General features: G+C 66.7%; 23 protein-coding genes, 1 tRNA gene and 1 pseudogene. 7 read left to right on the top strand and 18 right to left on the bottom strand.

Annotated elements, in window-relative coordinates; genetic code table 11:
- Window positions 1-101: 101 nt before the first annotated feature.
- The 5 genes from NATPE_RS17990 to hemC form a co-directional block, all read right to left on the bottom strand.
- Entirely contained in the window at window positions 102-1,604 is a 1,503-nt protein-coding gene (locus tag NATPE_RS17990) for a DHHA1 domain-containing protein (RefSeq protein ID WP_006183021.1), read from the bottom strand.
- Between the two features lie 68 nt (window positions 1,605-1,672).
- Window positions 1,673-2,761, bottom strand: a complete 1,089-nt coding sequence (locus NATPE_RS17985) for a CapA family protein (protein WP_006183020.1) — start codon at window positions 2,759-2,761, stop codon at window positions 1,673-1,675.
- Window positions 2,758-3,498, bottom strand: coding sequence for a uroporphyrinogen-III synthase (locus NATPE_RS17980; RefSeq protein ID WP_006183019.1), 741 nt, complete (start codon window positions 3,496-3,498; stop codon window positions 2,758-2,760). The genes NATPE_RS17985 and NATPE_RS17980 overlap by 4 nt, the downstream gene beginning before the upstream one ends.
- Before the next feature lie 3 nt (window positions 3,499-3,501).
- Window positions 3,502-4,299 (bottom strand): uroporphyrinogen-III C-methyltransferase, encoded by a 798-nt coding sequence (cobA, locus tag NATPE_RS17975; RefSeq protein ID WP_006183018.1) that lies wholly within the window; start codon window positions 4,297-4,299, stop codon window positions 3,502-3,504.
- Window positions 4,300-4,313: 14 nt separating this feature from the next.
- The gene (gene hemC, locus NATPE_RS17970) at window positions 4,314-5,453 is read right to left on the bottom strand and encodes a hydroxymethylbilane synthase (RefSeq protein WP_006183017.1); all 1,140 of its coding nucleotides are present in this window, start codon (window positions 5,451-5,453) and stop codon (window positions 4,314-4,316) included.
- 185 nt (window positions 5,454-5,638) lie between these two features.
- Between hemC and NATPE_RS17965 the strand changes: the two genes are divergently transcribed.
- Entirely contained in the window at window positions 5,639-6,004 is a 366-nt protein-coding gene (locus NATPE_RS17965; RefSeq protein ID WP_006183016.1) for a group I truncated hemoglobin, read from the top strand.
- 234 nt (window positions 6,005-6,238) lie between these two features.
- Window positions 6,239-8,563, top strand: coding sequence for a nitric-oxide reductase large subunit (locus tag NATPE_RS17960; RefSeq protein WP_006183015.1), 2,325 nt, complete (start codon window positions 6,239-6,241; stop codon window positions 8,561-8,563).
- 174 nt (window positions 8,564-8,737) lie between these two features.
- Here NATPE_RS17960 and NATPE_RS17955 read toward each other — a convergent pair whose 3' ends face one another.
- From NATPE_RS17955 to NATPE_RS17930, 6 genes are all read right to left on the bottom strand, one after another.
- On the bottom strand, window positions 8,738-9,190 hold the full coding sequence (locus NATPE_RS17955) for a hypothetical protein (RefSeq protein WP_015299264.1): 453 nt from the start codon (window positions 9,188-9,190) through the stop codon (window positions 8,738-8,740).
- 96 nt (window positions 9,191-9,286) lie between these two features.
- Entirely contained in the window at window positions 9,287-10,633 is a 1,347-nt protein-coding gene (gene hemL, locus NATPE_RS17950; protein ID WP_006183013.1) for a glutamate-1-semialdehyde 2,1-aminomutase, read from the bottom strand.
- 139 nt (window positions 10,634-10,772) lie between these two features.
- Window positions 10,773-11,360 (bottom strand): PH domain-containing protein, encoded by a 588-nt coding sequence (locus NATPE_RS17945; RefSeq protein ID WP_006183012.1) that lies wholly within the window; start codon window positions 11,358-11,360, stop codon window positions 10,773-10,775.
- 126 nt (window positions 11,361-11,486) lie between these two features.
- Window positions 11,487-13,133 carry an ammonium transporter gene (locus tag NATPE_RS17940; protein WP_006183011.1) on the bottom strand — a complete coding sequence of 549 codons (1,647 nt, stop codon included), beginning with the start codon at window positions 13,131-13,133 and terminating at the stop codon, window positions 11,487-11,489.
- Window positions 13,134-13,665: 532 nt separating this feature from the next.
- On the bottom strand, window positions 13,666-14,679 hold the full coding sequence (gene hemB, locus NATPE_RS17935; protein ID WP_006183010.1) for a porphobilinogen synthase: 1,014 nt from the start codon (window positions 14,677-14,679) through the stop codon (window positions 13,666-13,668).
- A 52-nt stretch (window positions 14,680-14,731) separates the two neighbouring features.
- Window positions 14,732-16,351 (bottom strand): succinic semialdehyde dehydrogenase, encoded by a 1,620-nt coding sequence (locus tag NATPE_RS17930; protein WP_006183009.1) that lies wholly within the window; start codon window positions 16,349-16,351, stop codon window positions 14,732-14,734.
- Between the two features lie 335 nt (window positions 16,352-16,686).
- Between NATPE_RS17930 and NATPE_RS17925 the strand changes: the two genes are divergently transcribed.
- Complete coding sequence (locus NATPE_RS17925; RefSeq protein ID WP_006183008.1) at window positions 16,687-17,010, top strand: 4Fe-4S dicluster domain-containing protein; 324 nt, start codon at window positions 16,687-16,689, stop codon at window positions 17,008-17,010.
- Here NATPE_RS17925 and NATPE_RS22825 read toward each other — a convergent pair whose 3' ends face one another.
- Together NATPE_RS22825 and NATPE_RS17920 are read right to left on the bottom strand one after the other, a co-directional pair.
- Window positions 17,011-17,175, bottom strand: a complete 165-nt coding sequence (locus tag NATPE_RS22825) for a DUF6757 family protein (protein ID WP_006183007.1) — start codon at window positions 17,173-17,175, stop codon at window positions 17,011-17,013.
- A 56-nt stretch (window positions 17,176-17,231) separates the two neighbouring features.
- Window positions 17,232-18,011 carry a PHP domain-containing protein gene (locus tag NATPE_RS17920; protein ID WP_006183006.1) on the bottom strand — a complete coding sequence of 260 codons (780 nt, stop codon included), beginning with the start codon at window positions 18,009-18,011 and terminating at the stop codon, window positions 17,232-17,234.
- 158 nt (window positions 18,012-18,169) lie between these two features.
- Here NATPE_RS17920 and NATPE_RS17915 point away from each other — a divergent pair, with 158 nt between their 5' ends.
- Window positions 18,170-18,457, top strand: coding sequence for a DUF5789 family protein (locus NATPE_RS17915; RefSeq protein WP_006183005.1), 288 nt, complete (start codon window positions 18,170-18,172; stop codon window positions 18,455-18,457).
- Between the two features lie 272 nt (window positions 18,458-18,729).
- Here NATPE_RS17915 and NATPE_RS17910 read toward each other — a convergent pair whose 3' ends face one another.
- The 3 genes and pseudogenes from NATPE_RS17910 to NATPE_RS17900 form a co-directional block, all read right to left on the bottom strand.
- The gene (locus tag NATPE_RS17910; protein ID WP_006183004.1) at window positions 18,730-19,794 is read right to left on the bottom strand and encodes a zinc-dependent alcohol dehydrogenase family protein; all 1,065 of its coding nucleotides are present in this window, start codon (window positions 19,792-19,794) and stop codon (window positions 18,730-18,732) included.
- An 89-nt stretch (window positions 19,795-19,883) separates the two neighbouring features.
- A pseudogene (locus NATPE_RS17905) lies at window positions 19,884-20,864 on the bottom strand (DUF5784 family protein); the annotation flags it as partial.
- Between the two features lie 9 nt (window positions 20,865-20,873).
- Window positions 20,874-21,509, bottom strand: coding sequence for an IS6 family transposase (locus NATPE_RS17900; protein WP_015298673.1), 636 nt, complete (start codon window positions 21,507-21,509; stop codon window positions 20,874-20,876).
- 223 nt (window positions 21,510-21,732) lie between these two features.
- Between NATPE_RS17900 and NATPE_RS22425 the strand changes: the two genes are divergently transcribed.
- On the top strand, window positions 21,733-21,906 hold the full coding sequence (locus NATPE_RS22425; RefSeq protein WP_006183001.1) for a DUF5786 family protein: 174 nt from the start codon (window positions 21,733-21,735) through the stop codon (window positions 21,904-21,906).
- A 76-nt stretch (window positions 21,907-21,982) separates the two neighbouring features.
- On the opposite strand, the gene NATPE_RS17895 is transcribed toward NATPE_RS22425, so the two are convergent.
- Window positions 21,983-22,975, bottom strand: coding sequence for a zinc/iron-chelating domain-containing protein (locus tag NATPE_RS17895; protein ID WP_006183000.1), 993 nt, complete (start codon window positions 22,973-22,975; stop codon window positions 21,983-21,985).
- 113 nt (window positions 22,976-23,088) lie between these two features.
- Here NATPE_RS17895 and NATPE_RS17890 point away from each other — a divergent pair, with 113 nt between their 5' ends.
- Complete coding sequence (locus NATPE_RS17890; RefSeq protein WP_006182999.1) at window positions 23,089-23,334, top strand: DUF7561 family protein; 246 nt, start codon at window positions 23,089-23,091, stop codon at window positions 23,332-23,334.
- A gap of 160 nt (window positions 23,335-23,494) precedes the next feature.
- Here NATPE_RS17890 and NATPE_RS17885 read toward each other — a convergent pair.
- A tRNA-Gly gene (locus NATPE_RS17885) sits at window positions 23,495-23,583 on the bottom strand.
- A gap of 223 nt (window positions 23,584-23,806) precedes the next feature.
- Here NATPE_RS17885 and NATPE_RS17880 point away from each other — a divergent pair.
- Complete coding sequence (locus NATPE_RS17880; RefSeq protein WP_006182998.1) at window positions 23,807-25,666, top strand: helicase C-terminal domain-containing protein; 1,860 nt, start codon at window positions 23,807-23,809, stop codon at window positions 25,664-25,666.
- The last annotated feature ends 7 nt before the right edge of the window (window positions 25,667-25,673 follow it).

The following is a 25,673-nucleotide window of genomic DNA, read 5'->3' as shown; positions in this document are numbered from 1 at the left end:
CGTCCCTCGCACGACGTCGTGAGACGGCTCACTGGTCGTTCGCCGTCTCACAGCGCGCGCCACCGCAGACCGGTCGAACGGTCCGAGCTGCGACGACAGTACTAGGACAGTTGCTCGCCGACGATCTCGTCGGCGCGGTCGACGAACGTCTCCTCTTTCCCTTTCGGTACTGTCGCCCCCGCGGCCACGTCGTGGCCGCCGCCGTCGCCACCGACGGCCCGGGAGGCCTCGCCCATCACGACCGAGAGGTCCAGTCCCTGCCGGACCAGCGAGTGGGTCCCTCTGGACGAGACCTTGACCTCCTCGTCGTTCTTGTCTGCGAACGCGATGATGGGCTTCGAGCGGCTGATCCCCTCGTTGCCCATCGCCATCCCGGCGACGATGCCGACGATGGTCTCGCGGATCTCGTCGCCCGCGTGGAACCACTGGATGTGGTCTTCTTGGGTCGCCCCCTTGCGGGTGACCAGATCGATCCCGTTCGAGAGGTTCCGCCGGTGGTCGCGCAGGAGCTGTCGCGCCCGCTCGAGCGCGCCGTCGCGATCGCCCAGACAGACTCCGAGGCCGACGTCGGCCCGCTCGTAGCGGGCGGTCGCATTGAGTAGCGTCGAGAACTCGCTGGCGTCCCGGAGTTCGGTGCCGACCGGCTCCTCGCTCAGGACGTAGGCCGTACTGACGAGTTCGTCGATCTTTGTCGCGGGGACGCCGCTCGAGACGGCCTGCTGGACGAGGGCGCTGGCGACGGTCCGTTTCTCGTCGTTCGAGAGATCGGCCCACGTTCGCCACTCGCCGTCGCGTTGCAACTCGAGATCAAGTCCGTCGAGAAAGCGCAGCGCCCCGTTCTCGTCGTTCGAGATCCCGGGAATGTGAACGTCGGTGGCGTACTCGAGCAGCTTGGGAAGCGGCCGGGTCTGCTTGCCGTAGAGCGCGAGGTCCTTGCCGGTCTCGAGGACGCCGGCGTCGACGCCCTCCTCGACGATGCCCGTGTTCGCGCCGTGGAGTTCCCCGCTGGTGGCCTGCATGTCCCCGACCGCGCCGACCACCGCGAGGGCGGCGAGATCGCGGTTGTCCGCGCGGGCGTCGGCCGCTCCCGACGCGGTGACGGTCCCGCCGTCGGAGCGAGGCTCACCCCCGTCCGACGCGACCGACGAATCGGCCTCGTCCGCCACGTCCGCGAGCGCTCGCGCGAGGACGTAGCTCGCCCCGGCGCCCGACAGCTCCGACGCGCCGTCGATGCCGAACAGGAGTGGGTTGAGGTGATACTCGGTGTCTCGGTCGGCGGGCTGGTGGTGGTCGGCGATCACGGGCGTGAAGTCGCCGGCGTCCTCGTGGTCGCCGATGCTGTCGAGCTGGCCGCTCCCGAAGTCGGTAAAGAGGACAGTGTCGTAGTCGGTCGCCGCGATCGCGGCGATCGCCTCGTCGTCGAGCTGTTTCTCGAAGACCGTCTCGAAGGGGATCCCCGCCCGCTCGAGCGCCGTCGCGGCGATCGCGGCGCTGGTGAGCCCGTCGGCGTCGATGTGTGAGGCGAGCAACACGCGGTCGGCCGCACACAGCCGCTGGGCACACGCTACCGCACGATCCTCGAGGTCGGGAACCGGCCCTGCCATCGACACACTGTGGGGCGGCTTCGCCCATAAACCCGCGGATCGCCGGCAGCGAGCGGCCGCCGACGCACTTACAGCGAGAGAACGAGATCCGTGCCGTCGCGGTCGTACTCGGTCCCGAACGGCGCGGAGCGCTCGCGCATCGTTTCCCGGAGCCACGCCGCCTCGTTCCCGTCGGCCGGTGTGACCGTCTCGTCGTCAATGACGGCGGGAACGAGGCGCAGTTCCACTGGCGTTCCGTTCTCGAGGCCGAGTTCGAAGAGGACGGTTCGGTCGTTGCGCAACTCCTCTTTGATCACGTAGTCGTCGACGATGTCGCCGGTGTCGTGGAGGACGAGCCCGTCGCCGTATCGCTCGACACCTTGGACGACGTGAGCGCTGTGGCCGTGGACGACGTCGACCCCCTGATCGATCAGCCAGTGGCCGAACGCCCGGAGGTCGTCGTCGGGGTACTCGACCCAGTTTGGCCCCCAGTGGACCGACGCGACGAGCAGGTCCGGCTCGGTCGCCGCGGCGCGCTCGAGGGACTCGCCAACGAGCCGCCGGCTCTCGGCCGATTCCGGGTCGAACTCGACGTAGGCCGTGCCGGGTCGGTCGTCGGTCACACCGTACTCGGCGTAGTGGTCCGCGAAGGAGACGACCGCGACGTCGACATCGCCGATCGAGACCGTCGCGGGAGCGCGGGCCGTCGTCGGCGTCTCGCCGGCGCCAGCGGAGCTGATCCCCGCACCCTCGAGGGCGTCGACGGTGTCCAGCAGCGCCGTCGGTCCGAAGTCCAACATGTGGTTGTTCGCGAGCGACGCGAACCGGACGTTCCCGGCCTCGAGGGCGGGAACGGCCCACCCGAGATCGGCCCGGAAGTAGTAGGTCCGGTCGGGGAACCGCTGGCCCCGCGTCGACAGACAACACTCGAGGTTACAGCAGACGCCGTCCAGCGACTGCAGGCGGGGTCGGAGGTCCCCCCAGACGGCTGCCGGGTCGGTTCCGGCGCGCCCGTATCGCTCGTCGACGTTGCGGCCGAGCATCGCGTCGCCGACGAATCCGACCGTCGCGTCGTGGCGCTCGTGGTCCGCGAACGCGGTCGGCTCGACCGCGGGCGCGGCACAGCCGGCAAGCGCCGCTGCCCCTGCGGTCGCGAGAAACGCGCGACGGCCGGTCATTCGCCGTCGGTCGCCGCGTCGACGGTCTCCGCGGCCAGCCGTTCGAAGGTCGCTTCGCTCGCGACCAGATCGACATCGACGCCCCGCTCGGCGGCGGTCTCGGCCGTCGGCTCGCCGATGACGCCGACGACGGCGTCCTCGAGTCCCGCGATGGTTGCGTCCCGAACTCCCGCTTCCGCGGCGGCCTCGAGGAAGTGGTCGACGGTCAGCGACGAGGTGAAACAGGCGGCGTCGAGGTCGCCGGCGGCGGCCAGCCGGGCGGACTCGCCGCTTCCCTCGGGCCGGACCAGCCGGTAGAGGATCGTCTCGTGGACGTACGCGCCCGCCTCCTCGAGCCCGTCGAGCAACACTGGGCTGCCGTGGTCGCTGCGGGCGACCTCGACGCGTGCGCCGTCGACGGCGTCCGAAAGCGCTGCGACCAGCCCGCTCGAGGTGAACTCCTCGGGAACGAGATCGACCGTGTATCCCTCCGCGCGGAGCGCGTCGGCCGTCGCTGGCCCGATGGCACAGACGGTTTCGCCGGTCGGCTCCCAGCCGGCCGCGGCGATCAGTTCCGCGCCGGTCTTGCTCGTGAAGACGACGTAGTCCGCATCGGTCCGCGGGACGGCGTCGGTCGCCTCGACCGCGAGCATCGGGTCCGGGACCGGCTCGGCACCCAGTTCCGCGAGCAGGTCGGTCGCCCGCTCGATGCGGTCGTCGTCGGGCCGAAAGACGGCGACGGTAGGGGTATTAGTCATCGCTCACTCCCCGCCGTCGGCCGCGCCGTAGTCGTTTTGCAGGAACTCGACCACCGACTCCCGCGTCCCAGCCACGTCGCCGATCACCGTCACCGCGGGCGGTTCGATCCCCGCCTCGTCGCGGGCCTCGACGATCGTCTCGAGGGTACCTGTCGCGACCTGCTGGCCTGGCCAGGTGCCGCGCTCGACGAGTGCCACCGGCGTCTCGGGGGCCATGCCGGCCTCGAGCAGCGCCTTTGTATAGTCCGGCAGGCGGCCGACGCCCATCAGGACGACGATGGTGCCGCCGGTCGCGGCCAGCGCGTCCCAGTCGACGGCCGATTCCTCTTTCGTGGGGTCCTCGTGGCCCGTCACGAACGAGACCGAGGAGGCGTGATCGCGGTGGGTGACGGGAATGCCCGCTACCGCGGGCGCGGCGATCGCCGAGGTGACCGCGGGGACGACCTCGAAGGGGACTCCGTGGGCCGCGAGATACTCCGCTTCTTCGCCGCCGCGGCCGAAGACGAACGAGTCGCCGCCCTTCAGCCGGACCACGCTCTTGCCCTTGCGGGCGAGTTCGACCAGCCGCTCGTTGATCTCGGACTGGGGCGTGCGTTCGCCACCGGCGCGCTTGCCCACGTCCTCGCGGCGGTCCTCGGGAAGCCGGTCGATGATCTCCGGTCCCGGAAGCTTGTCGTGGAGGACGACGTCGCACTCCTCGAGCAGCCGCTTCGCTTTCACGGTCAACAGGTCGGGATCGCCGGGGCCGCTGCCGACGAGGTAGACGGTGCCGGGTTCGGCGTCGATGGCGTTGCCTGACATTCGTTACTCGCTAGCTATTTCCCCTCGGGCTTATCTTCCTCGGAGACGCCCTCGTCGTCGCCCTCGGCGTCCTCCCGTGCCCCTTCGATCAGTTCCGCGGCCCCGCGGTCGGCCAGGTCCCGGGCGAACTCCCGGGCAGCCTCGGCGTGGCTGTCGACGGGCAGGTCGCGGCTGCCGGTCACCGACTCGTCGCCATCCTGATCGAAGACGGTGACGGTCGCGTGGACGTGTTCCCCCTGCAGGATCGCGTAGATGCCGACCGGCGCGATACAGCCCCCACCGAGTTCCGCGAGGATCGTCCGCTCGACGGTCGTCTCGACGCGGCTCCGCGGGTGATCGATCGCGCTCTTGATCTCGCGTGCGGTCTCGCCGTCCGGGGCGGTCACTGCCAGCGCCCCCTGTCCCGGCGCGGGAACGAACGTATCGGTCGGCAGTTCCTGATACTCCACGTAGTGGGCGAGCCCGCTGCGCTCGAGGCCGGCCTGTGCCAGCACGATGGCGTCGTACTCCGTCTCGACCTCCCGGCCCAGCGCCTGGCGCTCGAGTTCCGAGAGATCGTCGAACCACTCGTCGGTGGTGCGGTCGTACTCGGCCTCGAAATCGTCGTCGCCGGTGTTCCCCTTCCGCTCTTTGTCGGCTTCCGATCGCTCCTGATGTTCCGCCTGCAGCGACGGGGCCAACAGCTTCTCGAGGCGCGTGTCGACGTTGCCACGCAGGGGCTCGACCTCGAGGTCGTCCCGTTCCGAGAGCAGTTGCGCGCGCCGGCGCAGACTCGAGGTGCCGACGGTCGCGCCCGCCGGCAATTCCTCGAGGGTCGAGCCGTCGGGCGTGATGAGGACGTCACCCGGCAGTCCGCGCTCGGGAATCCCGGCGGTCACGAGTGCTTCGGGCTGTTCGGTGGGCATGTCCTTCATCGAGTGGATCGCGCCGTCGAGATCGCCCTCCAGGACCCGTTCGTCGAGTTCGCGGACGAACGCGCCCGTCTTGCCGAGCCGGTGAATCAGTTCGTCCCGGATCTGGTCCCCCGTCGTCTCGACCGTGACGAGTTCCACCTCGTACCGGCGCTCTTCGAGGGCCTCTTTGACGAGCGAGGCCTGTCGCCGGGCGAGAGCGGACCCCCTCGTCGCCAGTCGTAACGTCCCGCGTGTTCTCATAGGCGTCAGTCCGAGCCTCGGGTATGAAAAGCGCACGCTTGTCCGACGCGTGGCGGATCGGTCTCGGAGCCGTCGATCGAGAATGAAGTCGGTCTCTTTTCATGTGTTTGGTAACCACACACAATTTTTTTCCACAACGTGTTCGGGCCGGAGTTTATTTACTTCAAGTGGGTACATATGACCCGATGACAGACTCGCTCTACGAGCGACTCGGTGGCGAAGACGCGATTACGGCCGTCGTCGACGAATTCTACGACCGCATCATGGCGGACGAACAGGTTGCAGGGTACTTCGACGATGTGGATATGCAGAAACAGCGGGCCCATCAGGCCCAGTTCATCAGTTCGGTCACCGGCGGTCCCGTCGAGTACGCCGGCGGGGAGATGGAAGCCGTCCACGCGGACATGGGAATCACGCCGTCGGATTTCGGGGCGATCGCGACGCACCTCGACGACGCGCTCGCCGAGTTCGACGTCGCCGAGGACGACCGCGAGGCCGTCCTCGATGAGATCGCGAGCTATCAGGACGCGATCGTCACGGCCGCCGACTGACAGTTCGGTCCACCGCCCCATCGTATGATGGGTACGGCCCCGTTTTCCGACTCGAGCGATCGAGTCTTCGTAGTGACGGCCGCATCCCTTCGTAGCCCCGTAATTTTCGTTCCCGAACGAACTGATACTCGCTCCGTTCCCCTAACCGCTGCCGCGAACACGTTCGTACGTTTTTCCAGTCCGTAGGAACTCCCGGGACGTTTGACGGGGGTCACGGACTGAGTTGCGATCGTCATGCAAGTAACGCGAAAACAGCTGGCGACGTTCCTCGCCACGATCTTCGTCGTCAACCTCATCGTCATGGGCGGTGGGGCGTGGCTCTCCTATGCGAACTCGCCCGACATCCCCGATACCATCGTCGGGCCCGACAGCGAGACGGTCGCTACGAGCGAGGACGTCCAGGACGGCAAAGCTGTCTTCCAGGAGAACGGCTTGATGAACCAAGGGTCGATCCTCGGGCGCGGTAGTTACTACGACACCGACTACACTGCCGATACGCTCGATTCCAAGGCCGAGTACATGCGCGACTATTATGCCCAAGAGCGCCACGACGAGAACTACTCGGCGCTGAACGCCTCGGTCCAGGCCGGGATCGACGAGCAAGTCCGGCAGGAACTGCAGGACAGCGAGTACGGCTCGCAGGTCCAGTACTCCGCGGCGGAGGTCTATGCCCACCAGCAGGTGCGTGAGGACTACGTCGAGCGCTACCACGAGGGCGACCGGGAGCGTGGTATCCCCGCCGGACAGATCGAGAGCGCCGAGGAGGCGGAGGAGTTCGCCGACTTCGCGCTCTGGACCGCCTGGATCTCCCACACTGAACGCCCCGACTCCTCGGCTTCGTTCACCAACGACTGGCCGTACTCGCCCGCGGCGGGCAACGACGCCGGCGGCCCCATCATGACCTGGAGCGTCATCGCGATGGTGTTGCTGGTCGGCGGTGCCGGTGCCGCTATCTGGCTCTACCAGTCCGTCGACCTCCCCGAACCGGAGGCCGATGGCGCGTCGATTCCCCACCCAAGCGAGATCGAACTCACGCCAAGTCAGCTGTTGAGTACCCGGTTCGTCCTCATCGGGGCCCTGCTGTTCGTCGCCCAGACGTTCCTCGGGGGCTTGCTCGCCCACTACTACATCGAGCGTGACGGCTTCTTCGGCATCCAGGAACTGATCGGGGTCGACATCCTCCAGTGGCTCCCCTGGTCGATCGTCAGGACCTGGCACGTCGATCTGGGTATCCTCTGGATCGCCACCATGTGGCTCGGCGCGGGCCTGTTCCTCGCGCCGCTTTTGACCGGCCGCGAACCGCCGAAACAGGCGCTGTACGTCAAAGGCCTCGTCGGCGCACTACTGGTCGTCGCCGTCGGCGGTCTGGCCGGCATCTGGCTGGGTATCAACAACTTCTTCGACGGCCAACTGTGGTGGCTGCTGGGCAACGAAGGCCTCGAGTACGTCGAGATCGGCCGGATCTGGCAGGTCGGTCTGCTGGTCGGCTTCCTCGGCTGGACCGCCCTCGTGGCGCGCGGGTTCAAGCCGCTGCTCGATCGCGAACCCCGCTACGGACTTGCCCACATGATCGTCTACGCGGGCGGCTCGATCGGCCTGCTGTTCATGGCCGGCTTCCTCTACACCCCCAAGACCAACATCGTCGTGACGGAGTTCTGGCGCTGGTGGGTCGTCCACATGTGGGTCGAGGGCGTCTTCGAGTTCTTCATCCTCGTCGTCATCGCCCTCACGTTGGTCTCGATGAACCTCCTCTCGAAGAAGTCCGCCGAGAAGGCGGTGATCTTCCAGGCCGCCCTCGTCATGGGCAGCGGGATCATCGGTGTCTCCCACCACTACTGGTGGGCCGGCCTCCCCGAGGTCTGGCTCCCCATCGGGAGCGTCTTCTCGACTATCGAGTTCATCCCGCTCCTCTTTATCCTCTACGAGGCGCTGGGCCAGTACCGCGCGATGGATTCCGCCGGGAAGGACTTCCCTTACCGGATGGCATTCTACTTCATCGTCGCCTCGAGCGTCTGGAACTTCTTCGGGGCCGGCGTGATCGGCTTCTTCATCAACCTCCCGATCATCAGCTACTACGAGACCGGGACCTACCTCACGGTCGCCCACGCCCACGGCGCGATGTTCGGTGCCTTCGGCCTGCTCGCGATGGGGATGTCCGTTTACATCCTCCGGGTGACCACCCGCGCCGAGAGCTGGACCACGCGCCGACTGCGCTGGTCGTTCTGGCTGTGTAACCTCGGGCTGGCGCTGATGATCTTCCTCTCCCTGCTGCCCGTCGGCTTCCTCCAGCTCGAGGTCGGGTTCACGCAGGGCTATGCCGCCTCACGGAGCCTCGAGTTCTACAACGGCGAGCTGATCCAGACGCTGTTCTGGCTGCGTATGCCCGGCGACACGATGCTGATCGCCGGCGCGGTCCTCTTCGCCTGGGACGTCGTCGCGAAGCTGCTGTTCCAGCGGAAAGCGACCGCCGGCGAGTCGAGCAGTCACGTCATCGCCGACCGGATCTTCGGCGACAGTGACCCGTCGGACGTCGTCGACCCCGTTAGCGACGACGACTAATCCGACGCGGGCCGGCGGCTCTTTTCGAGGTATCCTGCCGATCAGTGACGGCCCCCTCGGCCGTCCCGGGCCCGTCGAGACCGAAAACAGATCGCCGGGGTCGGAAACCGATCCCGACTACTGAAACGATTCTCCACCGATCATACCGCATCGTACGAGCAGGGACGTTCGATGTCAGTCGCTACTCGAGTCCATGATCGTGATCGTGTGTTCTTTCGTCACCGAGTCGGCGTCGTCGCGGTCGGCGTCGCCCCAAGCCGTGATCGCGTAGGCGTACTCCCCCGGTCGTGCGTCCTCGGTGGCCCGAATCGGTACCTCGAGGTCGACGTTCGAACGCGTCTCGGCCCAGCGCCAGCACGGCGGTGACGAGTCGGTCCGATCCGACGGCGACGGTGACAGCGTCGCTGCGTCGATCTCGAAGACCACCGTCTCGGTGGCCGGGACGCGCTCGAACTCGATCGCGCCGACGGTCGTGGCCGAGAGATAGAGGGTCGTCTCTTCGCCGGGACCGAGCGAGACCGTTCCGCCACCGATACTGGGTGACCGCTGTGCGCGGGCACCGAGACACCCGGCAAAAGCGCCGATACTCGTGACTGCTGCGGACGAAAGCAGCGCCCGTCGATTCATGCCGACGGCTTTCCGGACGACCCCGATACGTGTTCCCCCGAACACGTCCGCGTCGGCGGCGAGGGTTCAGCGATCGAGCCCGCGACGGGCGGACACCTATAGCGCTTCTTTGTACGCCTCGAGGGTCCGCTCGACGTCGTCGTCGGTGTGGCCGTAGCTGACGAACTGACACTCGAACTGGTTCTGTGAGAGGAACACGCCCTCGTCTTTCATTTGTCCCCAGAAGACGCGCCGCCAGCGCTCGGTCTCGGCGTTTTTCACGTCGGCGGCGTTTTTCGGACAGTAGTCGTAGCGCGGACAGGTCGGGTCCTGTCGGCAGCCGGCCGAACACTGTTCCTCGAGCGAGTCGGGGCCGGGGCCGTCTCGCGTGAAGATGACTTTGAACATGCTGTCGGTGCCGGTGACGGTGTAGCTCGGGGCCTGATCGGCGACGATGTCGCTGAGCCCGCTCCGGAGCCGGTCACCGAGCCCGTTGACGTGGTCGTAGACGTCGTTTTCCGCGGCGAATTTCAGGGTCTCGAGGCCGGCGGCCATCGTGACGGGGTGGCCCGAGAAGGTCCCGGCTTGGAAGACGTCGCCGGAGGGCGTGAAGTTCTCGACGATTTCGGCGCGGCCGCCGATGGCACCGACGGGGAAGCCGCCGCCGATGATCTTGCCGAACGTGGTCAGATCGGGGGTGACGCCGAACTCGCTTTGGGCACAGCCCAGTCCGCCCACGCGGAAGCCGGTGATCACTTCGTCGAAGATCAGCAGGGAGCCGTGGTCGTCGGTGATCTCCCGGAGGAACTCGTGATAGCCGTCTTCGGGGTAGACGATGCCGTAGTTCCCGAGGATGGGCTCGGTCAGCACCGCAGCGATGTCGTCGCCGTGTTCCTCGAAGACTTCTCGGATGGCGTCCTCGTCGTTGAACGGAACGGGAAGGGTGTGTTCGGAGAACGACTGGGGGATCCCCGCGGAGGACGGTTTGGGATCGTCCGCGTCGCCCTCGACCAGCGTCGACTCCTGGGCGCCGTGGTAGCCGCCCTGCATGACGACGATCTTGTTCCGGCCGGTGTAACCCCGCGCGAGACGCACTGCGGAGGTAGTCGCCTCGGTACCGGAGTTGACGAAGCGGATCTTCTCGACGCTTGGGACGTGGCGAACGACGAACTCCGCGAGGTCGACCTCGATCTCGGTCGGGGTGCCGTACATCGGCCCTTCGCTTGCCTTCTGCTGGATGCTCGCCTGGACGGGGTCGGGTAGGTCGTGGCCCAAAAGCAGCGGGCCGAGCCCCATCACCCAGTCGATGTAGCGGTTGCCATCGGCGTCGATGACGTGGCCGCCCTCGCCCTTCCGGACGAAGAACGGATAGGGTTCGATCGCTGCGCGAACTGCGGAGTTGACGCCGCCGGGCAGCACCGACAGCGCTCGATCGTACAGGTCACGCGAGTTGTCGTCGCTCATATCGCTGCCTTGGAAACCCGACGGGAAAGTAGTACCGAGGTCTCCTCGCTTGTGGTTCCGGACCGGCGGTTCGGACGGCTACGAGTCGATTTCGGTGCGGTCGAGACTCATCCATCCGTCACCGAGCCGACAGCCCGTCTCAGTAATCGCCGGCCTTCCGCTCGGATTGGCGTTGCCGGATCGTATTCGCCACGTCGTCGTAGTTCGGCACGCCCGAGAGTACCAGCGAGTTCGTTCGGCTGAACCCCTGCGTGAACCCCTGCGGGATCACTGCGTGCGAGACGGCGATCGTTCCGAACCCCCGGTCGCGGCTGAAGGCGGTCGTACTCGTCTGTAGCCCGCGGATGTCTTCCATCCACGTCTCGGTGGTCTTCCTGCCGGTAAATCCCGCGATCACGACGATCCGCCGATCGGTGACGAGGTAGCGGACTCGGTTCCGTCGATACCAGATATAGCCCCCGATCACGAGCGCCGTGACGAACCCGAGCAACGCCGCCGCCGTACTCCCGACCGCGAGGCCGACTACCCCGACCAGTCCAGCCAGTCCGCCGACGACGGCGTGGCCGATCCAGTTCCACCACGTCGGCTGTGCGTCGACGAGGACCTCCTCGCCCTCGAGAGGCGAGAGCGCGCTCGTCGTGTCGGTTCGATCCGAGCGGTCCGGATCGCGACCGACCGTTTCGGTTTCGTCGTACGCTACGTCAGATCCGTCGCGTTGCTGACTCATTCACGATGCGTCTCGACGGCAGATAAATGAGTGTACTGGTCGGTTCGCTCGAGCATCACGCGAGCGCTCGGGCGACACACGAGGGCGGAGGACCCACAGAAGCAGTGAAACGGGGTGTGGCCGCGATCAGACCGCGTCTCGGCCGGTCTTGCCGGTCCGGATCTGGGTCGCGCTCTCGACGGGCATGACGAAGATCTTGCCGTCGCCGGGTTCACCGGTTTCGGCACCCTCGCGGATGGCATCGACGACCTCTCCGGCGGGGATGTCGGCGACGACGCACTCGATCTTGACTTTCTGGTGGAGGTCGACCGTGTACTCCTCGCCGCGCCATTGGCCCTTCTTCGCGGGCTGGGAGCCGCGGCCGGAGACGTTGGTGACCGTCAGCGACGGCGCGCCGGCTTCGGCCAGCGACTGCTTGATCGCCCCAAGTCGGTCGGGGCGGACGATGGCGGTGACCATCTTGATCTCGCCGTCGTTCGGCTCACCCCCGTCCGCGCGGATGATCTCGTCGCCGCCGTCGGTGGCGACGTCGGGCTGGCCGAACTCGGGGTAGGTGTCGACGCCGTGTTCGGAGACGTCGAGCCCGTCGCGTTCGTGTTCCGGCGAGACGCGGGCCTGGCCGGTGGCCTTGAACGCGTACCAGATAACGCCGGTCGCGACGATCGTCCAGGCAGCGATGACGACGACGCCGATGACCTGGGCGACGAACGCGTTCACGATGCTATCGACGACGCCCGGTGCGGCGACGAAGGGGAACAGCAGCGTTCCGAGGACCCCGGCCGAGCCGTGGACGGGGAACACCGCACAGACGTCGTCGATCTTCAGGTACTGCTCGACGAACTCGAAGACGAGGGGCAGTTGCACGCCGGCGAGGCCGCCGACGACGAACGCGCCCCACCACGCCGTGGTGTCGGGGATCGCGGTGATCGCGGCGAGGCCGGCCAGCAGCCCGTTGGCGACGTACAGGGTATCGACTTTGCCGGTCTTGAGCCACGCGACGAGGCCGGCCCCCATCGCACCGCAGGCCATCGCGGCCGTCGTGGTCAAGGCGACGCGACCGAGCTGATCGCCGAGGAACGCGCCCTCGCCGATGATCGCCGAGGTACCGACGTTGAAGCCGTACCAGCCGAAGGCGAGGATCAGCGTGCCGAGCACGGCGAAGGTCAGCGAGTGCCCGGGAATGACGTTCGCGCTCCCGTCACTGTTGTATCGGTCCATGCGCGGACCGAGGACCCACGCGGCGGTGAGACCGGCGATACCGCCCATGCCGTGGACGATCATCCCGCCAGCGAAGTCGTGGAACAGGACGTCGCCGTACGCGAGGTGTTCGCCGGCCCACGTGAGGCCGGTGACGACCGGGTAGATGACCGCCGCCAGCAGGAAGGTGTAGCTGACGTACGCACGGAGTTTCGCACGACCGGCGACGGCACCCGAAACGATCGTCGCCGCGGTCATGGCGAAGACCGCACCGTACAGCCAGTCTAGCCAGCCCGCGGCATCGCCTTGGAAGGCCGGCGCGAAGCCGTCACCGGCGACGACGCCCTCAACACCCACGCCGATGAGGAAAAACACCGTCACGCCGACGCTCCAGGTCAGCAGGTTCTTCGTCAGCTGGTTCGCCACGTTCTTCGAGCGCACCTGCCCCGCCTCGAGCATGGCGAAGCCGGCGTGCATGAAGAAGATCAGGAACGTGGCGACCAGGATCCACATGTAGTTGATCGAGTCGATCAACATCTCGACCTCGGCCTCGCTCTGCAGGAGCGTCGGCTCCATCAGGCGTCCACCTCGGTTTTCCACGTACCGTTCCCCTCATCGACCAAACGATCGTCGTCTTTCAGTGCAATCGCGCTCATGTTTGACCTCTTAATCACGTTTGAGTTGGTTGCACTTACATCATTTAAGGGTTAGCGTTGACAAATGGCTAAAATTGTGGGTGTATTAGGGTCACCCGTCCAAAGCTAAAGCAGCTTTAATGTGTATAAGGGTGTTGGAAATTACGACCTTTTCGAGCGGCGGTTATATTTTGCTTGTTTGTAAACCCGGACGGCACCGGATATCCGCTCGCTGTCGCGAGAATTACCGGTTATCGGCGCTCGAAGGGGGCCTCTCAGTACGATTCAGCTCGCGCGCGGCAGATATTGCCACTCCTCGCTCCGCGGCGGGCCGTTGATTGACGATCGTCTACTATCCGGTCCAGAGTGGTCAAACCTGGTCGATTCGACGGTGGCCGACTCGGGCGGGCCGACCGGCAACCCGACCGATCTACAAAAAAGCCGAGTGCCTCGGGGCTTGACCCCGAGGCGGTTCACAGTTGCTTTGCGATGTCCTCGGCGAAGTAGGTCAGAATCAGGTCCGCGCCCGCTCGCTTGATCGACAGCAGCGACTCCGTCGCGACCGCCTCGAGGTCGAGCCACCCCTTCTCGGCGGCGGCGTGGAGCATCGCGTACTCGCCGGAGACGTTGTAGGCGGCGACGGGGTGGTCGAACTCCCGGCGGACGGAACTGATGATATCGAGGTAGGAAAGCGCGGGCTTGACCATCATCACGTCCGCGCCCTGCTCGGCGTCCAGTCGGACTTCCCGCATGGCCTCGCGAGCGTTGGCCGGATCCATCTGGTAGTGTCGGCGGTTCCCGAAGGTCGGCGCGCCGTCGGCGGCGTCCCGGAACGGCCCGTAGAACGCGCTCTCGTATTTGGCCGCGTAGCTCATGATCGGGACGTTCGCGAACCCCTCGCGGTCGAGCGCCGACCGGATGGCCCCGACCATTCCGTCCATCATTCCGCTGGGCGCGACCATGTCCGCGCCCGCCCGGGCGTGGGAGACGGCGATCTTCTCCAGGGCCGCGAGCGTCGCGTCGTTGTCGACGGTCATCGAGGGCTCGCAGGCCGGACCGTCCGCGGCGACGCCGCTCTCGCTTCGCAGCTCCTCCTCGAGCGGGCCGCAGTGGCCGTGGTCGGTGTACTCGCAGAGACAGACGTCCGTGATGACGTAGGCGTCGGTCTCGCTCGTGATTCGGCGCAGCGCCTCCTGGACGACGCCGTCCTCGGCCCAGGCGCGGGTCCCCTCGGGGTCTTTCGATTCCGGGATCCCGAACAGCATGACGGCCTCGACGCCCGTCTCGAGGACGTCCTCGACGCGGGCGACCGACTCCGCGATCGGGACCCGCTCGTGGCCGGGCATCGACTCGATCGGCCGGCGCTCGTCGGTCGTCGCGTCGACGAACACCGGGGCGATCAGGTCCGAGGGCTCGAGGCTCGTCTCGCTGACGAGCCCGCGAACCCGGTCCTGTCGGAGCCGCCGAGGGCGATGTGTGAGGTCCATACCCGAGTATTCGACGGGAGCCGCAAAAGCGCCTCGTTCGAAGAATCGCTCGTCAGAAGCCCGCGTCCCGGAGTCGCCGCGTGACGCTCGCGACCGTCGGCAGCCGCCGTTGCAGGCGCGCCAGCGCGAACATCCCGCGAGCGTACCACGCGGTCGGCACCCCCGGCGGGACGTCGAGTGGCCCGGTTCGGGAGGTGGCGATCGTCCGGGACTCGAGGTAGCGCTCGACCCCCTCGGGGCCGTGGCGGCGGCCGAGTCCGGAGTCGCCGAACCCGCCCATCGGCGCGTCGACGGCCGCCCAGCCGGAGACGTAGGCGTCGTTGACACAGACGGTTCCACAGTCGATCTCGCGGGCGACGGCAACGCCGCGCTCGCGGTCGCCGGTCCAGACGCTCGCGTTCAGGCCGTACTCGGTGTCGTTGGCCCGCTCGATCGCGGTCGCGACGTTCGGGACCGACTCGACCGACACGACCGGACCGAACGTCTCCTCACAGGCGGCCGTCGCCTCGGGCTCGAGGTCGGTCAGGATCGTCGGTTCGTAGCAAAACGGTCCCACGTCGGGCCGGCGCTCGCCGCCAGTAAGCACCGTCGCACCGCGCTCCCGTGCGTCCTCGACGTGGCGCTCGACGCGCTCGAGTTGGTCGCCGTCGATCAGCGAGCCCACGTCGTCCTCGTAGTCGAACCCGGTTCCGAGGGTGTACTCCCGCGTCGCCGCGACGAAGGCCTCGACGAACTCGTCGTGGATCGAGTCGGCGACGTAGACCCGCTCGGCCGCGAGACACAGCTGGCCGGCGTTCGAGAAACAGGCCTGAACCGCGCCGCGGGCGGCCTCCTCGATGTCGGCGTCGTCGAGGACGAGCAAGGGGTTCTTGCCGCCGAGTTCCAGCGAGCAGCCGATCAGGTTGCGGCCCGCCTGTTCCGCGACGAGCCGGCCCGTCTCGGTACTCCCGGTAAAAGAAATGTAGTCGACGCGGTCGATCAGCGCCGGCCCGACGGTCGCGCCGCGGCCAGTGACGATCTCGAAACAATCCGCCGGCAGCCCGGCTCGCTCGAGCAGGTCCGCCAGTGCCAGTGCGGTGTACGGCGTCTTCTCGTCGGGTTTGAGGACGACGCTATTGCCCGCGATGAGCGCGGGAAGGACGTCGGTCAGCGAGAGGGTAAGCGGGTAGTTCCACGGCGAGATCGCGCCGACGACGCCGACCGGCTCGTAGGTCACGCGGGCGGTCGTCGCCGGCGGGATCGCGCCGCGTCGCCGCTCCTCGCGAAACGCCGCGTCCCCGCGATCGGCGTAGTACGAACACGTCAGCGCCACGTCGACGACTTCCTCGACGGCGTGGCGGCGGGATTTACCGGTCTCGAGTTGCAGGATATCGAGCAGTTCCGACCGGTGTTTCAGCACGAGGTCGCCGAACCGGTCGATGATCTCGCGGCGCTTGTCGATCGCCGTTTCGGCCCACGACGATTGGGCCGCTCGAGCGCGGTCGACGGCCCGTTCGACGTCGGAGCCGGCACAGTCCGGAACCGCACCGACTGCGGTGTCCGTCGCCGGCGCTCGTACCTCGATCGTCTCGCTGCCGTCGGCATCGACCCGGTCGGCAAGCGCCGCGAGTCGGCCCGCGGAGACGCTCGTCGCCGCGAGAACGTCCGCTCGGGGTTCGGTCTCGAGTGACATGTGTACTCATATCGTCTGTACCTGCACCCATACGCCTTTGTGTCGCGGAGGGCCTCGATCGGTCTCGGCCGCCGAAGCGGTTCCCATGTCCCGCTTCTCTAGGGGGGGCCCGACCGACCGGAACGCGATCGGCCGTCCGAACCGACGGCCGGACTCACGGCTTCGCCGTCTGGATCCGCGAACTGCTCGACGACCTGGTGGTGGACCGCGACGCGGACCGGACGACGGGCGGCTGCATTCCTGCGACCGCGTCCTGCGGTCGCTCGCGTCGGCGAGTCACGCGTCGCAACGAGTACGCAAATTTAAGTGCGCGTCCCGCATTGAACCTGTTAGCAATGGCCATAGATCCGCAGTTCAATGAGAACCGCGAACAGGTCGACGAACACGAGGGCCACGCGGTCTGGGGCCCGGTCGAGGAGCCGGAGGAACTCGGCATCCACGGCACCCACGTGGCGGTCGATTTCGACATCTGCATCGCCGACGGGGCCTGCGTCGAGGACTGCCCGGTCGACGTCTTCGAGTGGGTCGACACGCCGGGGCATCCCGAAAGCGAGGAGAAAGCCGATCCGGCCAACGAGGCACAGTGTATCGATTGTATGCTCTGTGTCGACGTCTGCCCGGTCGACGCCATCGACGTCGACGCCGGACGAACGGCCTGATTACTCGGCGCGGTCGACGTCGACCTTCTCTTTGAGGCTCTCGAGCCCGTCGGCTTCGGCGAGTTCCTGAAGGCGCTCGCGGAAGTGTTCCTCACAGAGGCCGACTTTGAGTCCATCGGACTCGGCGGCGAAGGCGGCCTCGCGGTCGCAGTAGTGGCAGTTCATACTCACGCGTTGGGACCACGTCGCATTGAACCCTCCGCTAGCGGCCAACGTTTGGATCAATCGACGCTCAACTCGAGTCGCTCGAAGGCTTCTCGCGAGAGGCCCGCGACGCCGATTCGCTCGTCGTGGGCGTCGCTGCCGCCGGTGACCAGCAGACCGTGGCGCTCGATCGCCCGTTCGACGGGGGCGCGGTCGACGTCGCGGCCGTACGGATATCGTAACTCGACGGCGTCGAGAGCGGCCGCCAGCGCCAGCGCGCTCTCGGGGTCGCGGTACCGCAACGGATGGGCGAGCGAGACGAGCCGGCACGACTCGGCCAGCGCCGCCCGCCCGCGCTCGAACGACGGTACGTCCCGAGGCACGTAACACGGACAATCCGAGCCGATGAGGTGGTCGAACGCGCCCTGGTAGTCGTACTCGGCGTCGGGATGGGCCTCGATCGCCCGCGCGATGTGGGGCCGCCCGAACCCGCCGTCGACCGTCACGTCCAGCTCGATCCCCAGCCGGGATTCCACGCAGTCGACGATCGCCCGGCCGCGCTCGATGCGGTTTTCCTGAATCGTCTCGAGGATCGCCTCGAGGTCGCCGCTCGGCTCGAGGCCGTAGCCCAGTAGGTCGAGTCGCTGGCCGCCCGGCGTCTCGACGCGAAGCTCGATCCCGTGGATGAGCGTCACGCCGTCGCGTTCGACGACCGGGCCGTCGAACGGCTGGACCCGGTCGTGATCGGTCACCGCGACCACCTCGACGCCGCCGCGGCGCGCGGCCTCGGGCACCGCCTCGAGATCGAGGCTCCCATCCGACCGCGTCGTATGAACGTGTAAGTCCGCGTGAGGCATACGCTATCCGAACCGGGCCGCTCCTAAAGGCGTTTCTCCGTGCCCGCGTTCTGTTTTCGCGATCTCTAGGGGTCTACTAGGTGTTCTAGGTCTACAGTGCGACTAGGAAACATAGATGGACAATGTTTATAATCATTGTTCACGGAGGATTTGGTGTAATGCTGCTCAATGGCACCGGCGACGTCATCGACGACCACGAGTACCCCGCCACGACCGAGGAACTGATCGAGGAGTACGGGGACCGCACGCTCGAACTCCCCAACGGGACCGAGACGGTCGGCGATGTACTCGCCCGCCTCGAGTCCGAAACCTTCGAAAACTCGGAGGACGCGCGCTTTGCCGTCTACTCCGCTGTCAGCGACAAGGCCGTTGGCCGCGTCGGCTACAGCGACCGCGACCCGACCCCGGTCGGCAGTCCCTACTCGCCCGACGCCGTTTCCTTCTAGCGAACTTTTTACGCGGGGTCCTCCCTCGCTGCGCTCGGTCGAACCCCGCGCAAAAACTTCGATGAAAAAGGCCGAGCGCGCCGACGGCGCGCTCGGTACAACTGCTTGCAACCAGTACAATTGAAGCCTCTACTGCTGCGGTTTGGTTGAGCGTTGCACCCGCGAGTGACCAGCGGGAGCGAGCGGGCCGACGACCGACCCGTAGGGGAGGGAGGAGTGCTTTTATACTAAATTTTGCCGAGGGCCGCCTTCGGCGGCCCGCAGAGCAAAATTTAGTTGAACGTGTCGATGACCGGAATCCCGACGGTCTCGAAGTCGGTCATCGCCTCGAGTTTGTCGCTGACGTCCTCGAGCCCGATCGTCTCGGAGACGACCTTCTCGGGCTCGAGTTTGCCGGTCGAGACCATCCGGAAGATCTCGTCGTAGCGGGTCGGGGGCATTCCGAGCGAGCCGATGAACTCGATCTCCTGCATGACCATCGCGTCGGACGGCAGCGAAATCATCCCCTGTTCGTCCTGAGTCGTCAGCCCGACCTGAATGTGCTGGCCGCGGGCGTCGAGGCTCGAGACGGAGTTTTGGCTGGTCGTCGCGATACCCAGCGCGTCCATCGAGACGTGAGCGCCGCCGTCGGTGATCGCCGAAACCTCGCCGGGGACGTCGCCGACGTCGTCCGCGTTGATCGTCTCGACCGCGCCGAGGGACTCGGCTTTCTCGAGTTTCTCGTCTTTGAGATCGACCGCGACGACGTTTGCCCCGAGCGCGTCGGCGATGTGGACCGCCGAGAGGCCGACGCCGCCGCAGCCGTGGACCGAGACCCAGTCGCCGGCACCGACGTCCGCGCGGTGGGCCAGCGCGTGGAACGAGGTCATGAACCGACAGCCGAGGCCGGCCATATCGACGGACGAAACGCCGTCGGGGAGCGCCACGAGGTTGTGGTCGGCGACGGGGACGTGGACCTGTTCGGCGAACGCACCCTGTGCCTGCTCGATGAACCCGAGCGGCATCACGTTCTCGCAGATGTTCGAGTGGCCACGCTGGCACCGCGGACAGGTTCCGTCGCCGAGGTTGAACGGGACGGCGACGTGGTCGCCCTCCGCGACGTTCTCGACTTCATCGCCGACGGCGACGACGTGGCCAGCCGGTTCGTGGCCGAGGATCTGTCCCGGCTGGGTCTCGAGGCCGAGCCACCCCCAGTCACCCTGCCAGCCGTGCCAGTCACTCCGACAGACCCCGCATGCTTCGAGTTCGACGACGGCCCCGTTCGGTGCCGGCTCCGGCGCGTCGACGTCTTCGATCGATAGCGGTTCGCCGTGTTCCTCGAGGACTGCTGCGCGCATGTCTGTGGCTACCGTTGCCATGGGACAAATACGTCCGACCCCGTCTCAGAACCTGATAATTCACGCAGCCGAACGGTCGGTGGCCGCGCTCAGTCCAGAAAGTCGACCGTGTCGGCCAGCTCGAGCGGGACCGCGCCCTTCCGGTAGCCCTCGACGTGGCCGTTCGGACGGGTGCGGTAGACGACCGCGGGGCGGTGGCGCACGTCGGGCTGTTCGCCCCGAACGGCGGCCCACGCGTCGTCGCGAAAGCTCGAGCAGTCGACGAAAAGGGTCGCGCCGCCGCCGTGTTCCGCGAGTTGGCCGTTGGTCTTGGTCTCGGCGGTATCGCGGACGGCGGCCACGGGGCCGGCCGCGGCGCGGTTGATCGGCGGCTGGGGCCGCGTGACCTCCACGAGGACGTTCGTCTCGGCGTCTTCCGCCCGGAAGTCAAGCGAGTGGCCGGTCGTGACCTCGATCTCCGGGACCACGTCGTAGCCGGCCTCCGTGAGGATCTTCGCGGCGATGAACTCGGCCATCGCGGCGCTCATCCGGACGCGATCGACGTGGTCGCTGGTGCCGAGTTTGCCCGACATGACGTGTCGGTACTCGTCTAAGACGCCGGTCGCGAGGAAGTCCTCGAAAAAGCGGGTCGTCTCCCGGCGGCCGGCGTCGGGGAAGCCGGCCGCATGTTCGCGGAAGAACGCACGGGTCGACTCGCGGCCGTCCTTGGACATGAACACCGGGAGGAAGAACCACGAGAGATGCGGATACTCGGCGAGCCACGGATCTTCCTCGTGCAGCGTCGCGGTCAGTTCCCGCGTCGCCCACCGCGAGACGGGGTAGGGGATCTCGCGCCAGCCGAACTTGTCGGTTTTCCACAGCGCGGAGGGTGTTTCGGTGTTGCCCATCCAGTAGGCCTCCTCGTCGGTGCGCGCGAACAGCGCGATGTCGCCGTTGGCCATCTCGAAGCGGTGTGTCTGCCAGTCGCCGCCGATCTTGAACCACGGCGTGACCGACTGTGCGCCGATGTTCGACTGCAGCGGTTGGAGAATCTCGTTGTGAACTCGCCTGTCGCTCCACGACTGGGGCGAGGGTAGTGTTCAGATAAGCTGATTCCATGCGAAGGCGAACGCTTGGAGCCAATTTTCGACGGTGTCTGCTTCAGCATGGCTAAAACAGTTTGAGAACTGGTTAGTTCGGCGTTTTAGTTCTCGAAATACACGTTCGACACTGTTCCGATTACCGTGTTTTTCGTATCTGTAATCGAGGCCATGTCGGTGGAGTGCCGCTTGCAGCCACGGTGCAGAATCGACGAGAAAGAGCGCGTCATCGACGAGATGTTTGTCGCGGAGTTCCGCGAGGAACATCTCGGTAATTGCTTGATTTCTCGTCGGTGAGAGCTTGACGTGTAGCAAGCGGTTTGTTGCGGGATCAACGGCGGCGTACAGCCAGAATCGTTCGTCATTCAGTTGGATCACGGTCTCGTCAACCGCGACGTGATCCGGATTTGCGCCATCAAGCGGCTGTAAATCTGCCTTCTGCACCCAGTTGTGAACGGTCGATCGACAGCGTTCGACACCCAACCTCTCGAGAATAGAGATGGTATCCGAAAGTGATAGTCCAGCCAGATGGAGCCGGATACCGAGCTTCATCGCGGGCTCGGGTGTCGCCTCTCGCTCCAGAAAATCTAACTCGAAGCAGTCGCTACCTCTGTTGAGGCGGGCGGTTTCGAGCATAGACCACTCAAAAATCGTTCCGCCTCACCCTTCATCCTTATCTGAACACCGCCGGGGCGAGTACCGAAAGCGAAGCGGCCGTGCCACGGCCGTCCCTACGGGTCGGGGTCGCATATATCGTTCGTTGCGCGTCTCGACGGCGCGCCTACGTTTCACTCGTCCGAGGAGTGTGATAGACCGTTACATTCATACCTACCACGCGTCTACTATGTACATACCTACCATGTCAATGGGTGCCTATGACGAGGACGAACACGAGCGTCGCGAACAGCAAGCCTCGAAGGTGGACACGGATTTCGACGACGAGCGGACGATCTATCACGGCGAAGTCGAGTACGACTCCGGCGACTCCGCCGAGGACCTGCTAGACACCTTCGAGCAGATCAAATCCGAGTAACGACGATCGGTTCGTTTCTCCTTTCTCCGCCCTCGAGCCACTCGAGACGCCCGTTGCCACCCGCAGCGACGGGCCGTCACTCGAGGGCGTCCCAGCCCGGCGTCTCGGGCGCGCCCCGATCAGTCTCGACGGCGTCGGCGACGGCCGGTGACGGTACCGTGCCGTCGGCGTCCCGAAAGCGGCGCTGCCAGTCGCGGATCGCCGGCCCGACCCACGAGGACCGCTCGTCGTTCCCCTCGGAACTCGCGTCGCCATCCGTATCGCCGAGCATGCGCTCTCTGGCTCGCTCGTAATGGTGGTCGGAGATGGCCAGCGTTCCGGGGCTCGAGGCGGCTGCGACAGCGACGAGTTCGGCCCGATCCTCGTGCGTGAGTTCGTCCGCCGCGGCCCGGTCGACGATCCCCTCGAGTTCGGCGGGCTGGGGGTGACAGAACAGTTTCGCGCCGATCGCCTGCGAACCCAGCAACAGCCCCTCGGGATCGTCGTGGTCGGCATCGAGCAAGCGTTCGCCCCCGACGATCGCCTCGACGCGTTCGCACTCGGTCGTCCCCTCGAGCGCGAGATTGTGTTCTGGATACGCGCCGCACTCGTCGGGGAAGCGCTCGTCCCCGTGGATCCGACACTGCAGCGTCGTCGGATCGAGGAAGACGCAAGTCGGGAGCCAGACCGGTTCCGCGAGCCCGAACGGGGCGACCGGTTTCGGCGGCTTCCGGAGGCCGACGAAGAAGGCCGGCCGGCCCGCGACGGCGGCGAGGCTGTGGCCGTCCACAGCGATGCCCTCGTCCTCGTCTCGAGCCGCCCAGAACCGCGGCGTCAGGACCTCGCCCATCCCCGCCTCGAGGAACCCGCGTACCTCGTCGCGGGTCAGCGCCACGAAGTTGGTGTCGTCGTCGAGGGGCTCTCGAGACGGTCGTTCGCCCTTGTCGTCGGCGAACGGGTCGTCCCGCTGCCAGTGTCGATGATCGGTTTCGCCGCCCTCGCCGACGTCCTGAGGCGCAGATCCGTGTTCCGCGAGCAGCGATCGCCAGTCCATGCAACAGCCGGCACAGCCCTCGCAGTTCACCTCCATGTGCGGGCGTATGTCACTGACACCCATAACCGCTATGCGGGCCGCTGCGGCAGTTCGGTTCGGCCGGTGGCCGCGGGCGAACGACTTTCACCGTCGGGCACCGACGACCGCGTATGTCGAAGGACTCCTGTGACGGCTGTGACCGCACCGTCACCGTCTCTGGCGGGATCGCCAACATTTGGTCGTTCGGGACCGACGCCGGCACCGTCGGAACCGCGATAACGCTCGAACTCGATGACGGGGGGTCGTACCTGCTGTGTTATCCGTGTCTCGAGGCGTTGCCCGATTATCCGACCGACGAGGACATCGACCGGTTGGAGCAGGTCGACGAGGAAACCTCACGAGTCGGATCGCCGTAGGCCGCGGTCGGCAGTGTCGTGCTGTCGTCGCTACTGCTTCTGATCCGTCGGCGCAAAAAATACGGAGTCGGCGGCCTCGAGAGACGGGTCGGTCCACCGCATCGCTCGAGCGCGAGTACGGCCGGGCCGGTCGGACCGCCGCGGTCCTCGCGGCCGGAAGCGGAAGGGGTGGGATTCGAACGCCACGAGGCGAAATGCCGCCGCGGACCCGGATGGTACCGCGGTACTCTACCGCTGAGCGACCCTTCCGTACCTGAATCGAAGGACGGATTCCGTATTTGTAATCGGTCGGTTACCGGCCCAGTTGTGGACAGCCGTCGATGGTAGGCGGCTGCTACCGGCCGGTAGACGGTAGTTTCGGCCTCGAGCGCCGGTCGCCGTCGATCGACCGCTGACTCTCGTCGACTGGTCGTTCGTCAGCGGGCGCGACGCTCCGTAGCCTTTAGGACGTGGCCGCGCCCTGCAACGAACGGTGAATCCCGAGCGGATCTTCGAGGAGTTCCCCGCACCGAGTTACCGCGGGACGCAGGAACAGGCCCTCCGCGACGTTCGCGACGCCTTCGCGGCCGGCAACGACGTCGTCCTTGTGCGCGCGCCGACCGGGAGCGGCAAGTCCCTGCTGGCCCGCGCCGTCGCCGGCTGTGCGCGCCGTGCCGGCGCGGGCGATCCCAGCGACGCCACCGGGGCCTACTACACGACCCCGCAGGTCTCCCAGCTCGACGACGTGGCCGCCGACGACCTGCTGGCCGACCTCAACGTCATCCGCGGGAAGTCCAACTACACCTGTATCCTGCCCGAGGAGCGGGACACGCCGGTCAATCAGGCCCCCTGCGTTCGGGAGCGGGGGTACGACTGCTCGGTCAAACATCGGTGTCCGTACTTCTCCGACCGCGCGATCGCCTCGAACCGCGAGATCGCGGCGATGACGCTCGCCTATTTCATGCAGACCGCCGGCAGCGAGGTCTTCCGCAAGCGCGACGTCGTGGTCGTCGACGAGGCCCACGGCCTCGCCGAGTGGGCCGAGATGTACGCGACGATCCAGCTCGGGCCACGTACCGTCCCGTTCTGGGACGACCTGCGGGTCCCCGACGTCGACTCGGTCGAGCGCGCCGTCCGCTACGCCGAGAGCCTCGCGGGGACCTGCGAACGCCGGAAAGACGACCTGCTCGCCCAGGACTCGCTGTCCCCCGCCGAGGTGCGCGAACGCGACCGGTTGCAGGAACTCATCGGCGACCTCAAGTGGTTCGTCTCCGACTTCCGCGACCCCCAGAGCCCGACGACGTGGCTGGTCGACCAGTCCGACCCGCGTTCCAGTGGGCGAGACGGCGGCGACGGGGACGACCCGCAGGGCGGCCCCCTGACGATCAAACCGATGAGTCCCGAGAAGTACCTCCAGCACACCGTCTGGGACCGGGGCAACAAGTTCGCCCTGCTGTCGGCGACCATTCTGAACAAGGACGCCTTCTGCCGGCAGGTCGGCCTCGAGCCCGACAGGGTAGCGCTGGTCGACGTCGACCACACCTTCCCCGTCGAGAACCGGACGCTGTACGACGTGACCCAGGGGAAGATGACCTACGACGAGCGCGACGAGACGACGCCGAAGATCGCGCGGACGATCGTCCGGCTCATGCAGCACCATCCCGACGAGAAGGGACTGATCCACGCCCACTCCTACGACATCCAGGAGCGACTCGCCGACCTGCTTTCGGACTTCGGCGTCGGCGACCGGGTCCGCACCCACGACCGAGACGGCCGCGACGCCGCCCTCGACGCGTGGAAAGCGAGCGACGACCCCGATGTCTTCCTCTCGGTGAAGATGGAGGAGGCCCTGGACCTCAAGGGCGACCTCTGTCGCTGGCAGGTCATCTGCAAAGCGCCGTTCCTCAACACCGGCGACTCGAGAGTCGCCCACCGCCTCGAGGAGGGTCAGTGGGCGTGGTACTACCGGACGACGCTGCGAACGGTCATCCAGGCCTGCGGCCGGGTCGTCCGCGCCCCCGACGACTACGGGGCGACGTATCTGGCCGACTCGAGCCTGCTCGATTGCTTCGAGCGCGCGCGGACGGACATGCCCGACTGGTTCGCGGCGCAGGTCGACCGGATGGAGCGACCGGCGCTACCGGAGTTCGAACCCCGGGCCGCGCTCGCGGGGACGGACCCGGCGTCGGGTGGCCGGTCCGGTCGCGGCTCGCACACCGGTTCGCGCGGGGCGACGAGCGGGGCGAACGCCGACGGAAACGGCGGCTCCGGCCGCTCGTCGTCGCGCTCGAGCGGGTCGCGGCGGTCCTCCCGCTCGAGTCCGCTTGCGGACGTCTGGGACACCGACGAGTGAGACGGCC

The sequence above is a fragment of the Natrinema pellirubrum DSM 15624 genome (assembly GCF_000230735.2).
GTDB lineage: Archaea > Halobacteriota > Halobacteria > Halobacteriales > Natrialbaceae > Natrinema > Natrinema pellirubrum.
The sequence above is the reverse complement of the archived record's forward strand: the minus strand, read 5'-3'. Positions and strand labels throughout refer to the sequence as shown.

Coding starts and splice junctions, on each gene's coding strand:
- NATPE_RS17990 (WP_006183021.1), bottom strand. CDS start 1,604: ATGGCAGGGCCGGTTCCCGACCTCGAGGATCGTGCGGTAGCGTGTGCC.
- NATPE_RS17985 (WP_006183020.1), bottom strand. CDS start 2,761: ATGACCGGCCGTCGCGCGTTTCTCGCGACCGCAGGGGCAGCGGCGCTT.
- NATPE_RS17980 (WP_006183019.1), bottom strand. CDS start 3,498: ATGACTAATACCCCTACCGTCGCCGTCTTTCGGCCCGACGACGACCGC.
- cobA (WP_006183018.1), bottom strand. CDS start 4,299: ATGTCAGGCAACGCCATCGACGCCGAACCCGGCACCGTCTACCTCGTC.
- hemC (WP_006183017.1), bottom strand. CDS start 5,453: ATGAGAACACGCGGGACGTTACGACTGGCGACGAGGGGGTCCGCTCTC.
- NATPE_RS17965 (WP_006183016.1), top strand. CDS start 5,639: ATGACAGACTCGCTCTACGAGCGACTCGGTGGCGAAGACGCGATTACG.
- NATPE_RS17960 (WP_006183015.1), top strand. CDS start 6,239: ATGCAAGTAACGCGAAAACAGCTGGCGACGTTCCTCGCCACGATCTTC.
- NATPE_RS17955 (WP_015299264.1), bottom strand. CDS start 9,190: ATGAATCGACGGGCGCTGCTTTCGTCCGCAGCAGTCACGAGTATCGGC.
- hemL (WP_006183013.1), bottom strand. CDS start 10,633: ATGAGCGACGACAACTCGCGTGACCTGTACGATCGAGCGCTGTCGGTG.
- NATPE_RS17945 (WP_006183012.1), bottom strand. CDS start 11,360: ATGAGTCAGCAACGCGACGGATCTGACGTAGCGTACGACGAAACCGAA.
- NATPE_RS17940 (WP_006183011.1), bottom strand. CDS start 13,133: ATGGAGCCGACGCTCCTGCAGAGCGAGGCCGAGGTCGAGATGTTGATC.
- hemB (WP_006183010.1), bottom strand. CDS start 14,679: ATGGACCTCACACATCGCCCTCGGCGGCTCCGACAGGACCGGGTTCGC.
- NATPE_RS17930 (WP_006183009.1), bottom strand. CDS start 16,351: ATGTCACTCGAGACCGAACCCCGAGCGGACGTTCTCGCGGCGACGAGC.
- NATPE_RS17925 (WP_006183008.1), top strand. CDS start 16,687: ATGGCCATAGATCCGCAGTTCAATGAGAACCGCGAACAGGTCGACGAA.
- NATPE_RS22825 (WP_006183007.1), bottom strand. CDS start 17,175: ATGAACTGCCACTACTGCGACCGCGAGGCCGCCTTCGCCGCCGAGTCC.
- NATPE_RS17920 (WP_006183006.1), bottom strand. CDS start 18,011: ATGCCTCACGCGGACTTACACGTTCATACGACGCGGTCGGATGGGAGC.
- NATPE_RS17915 (WP_006183005.1), top strand. CDS start 18,170: ATGCTGCTCAATGGCACCGGCGACGTCATCGACGACCACGAGTACCCC.
- NATPE_RS17910 (WP_006183004.1), bottom strand. CDS start 19,794: ATGCGCGCAGCAGTCCTCGAGGAACACGGCGAACCGCTATCGATCGAA.
- NATPE_RS17900 (WP_015298673.1), bottom strand. CDS start 21,509: ATGCTCGAAACCGCCCGCCTCAACAGAGGTAGCGACTGCTTCGAGTTA.
- NATPE_RS22425 (WP_006183001.1), top strand. CDS start 21,733: ATGTCAATGGGTGCCTATGACGAGGACGAACACGAGCGTCGCGAACAG.
- NATPE_RS17895 (WP_006183000.1), bottom strand. CDS start 22,975: ATGGAGGTGAACTGCGAGGGCTGTGCCGGCTGTTGCATGGACTGGCGA.
- NATPE_RS17890 (WP_006182999.1), top strand. CDS start 23,089: ATGTCGAAGGACTCCTGTGACGGCTGTGACCGCACCGTCACCGTCTCT.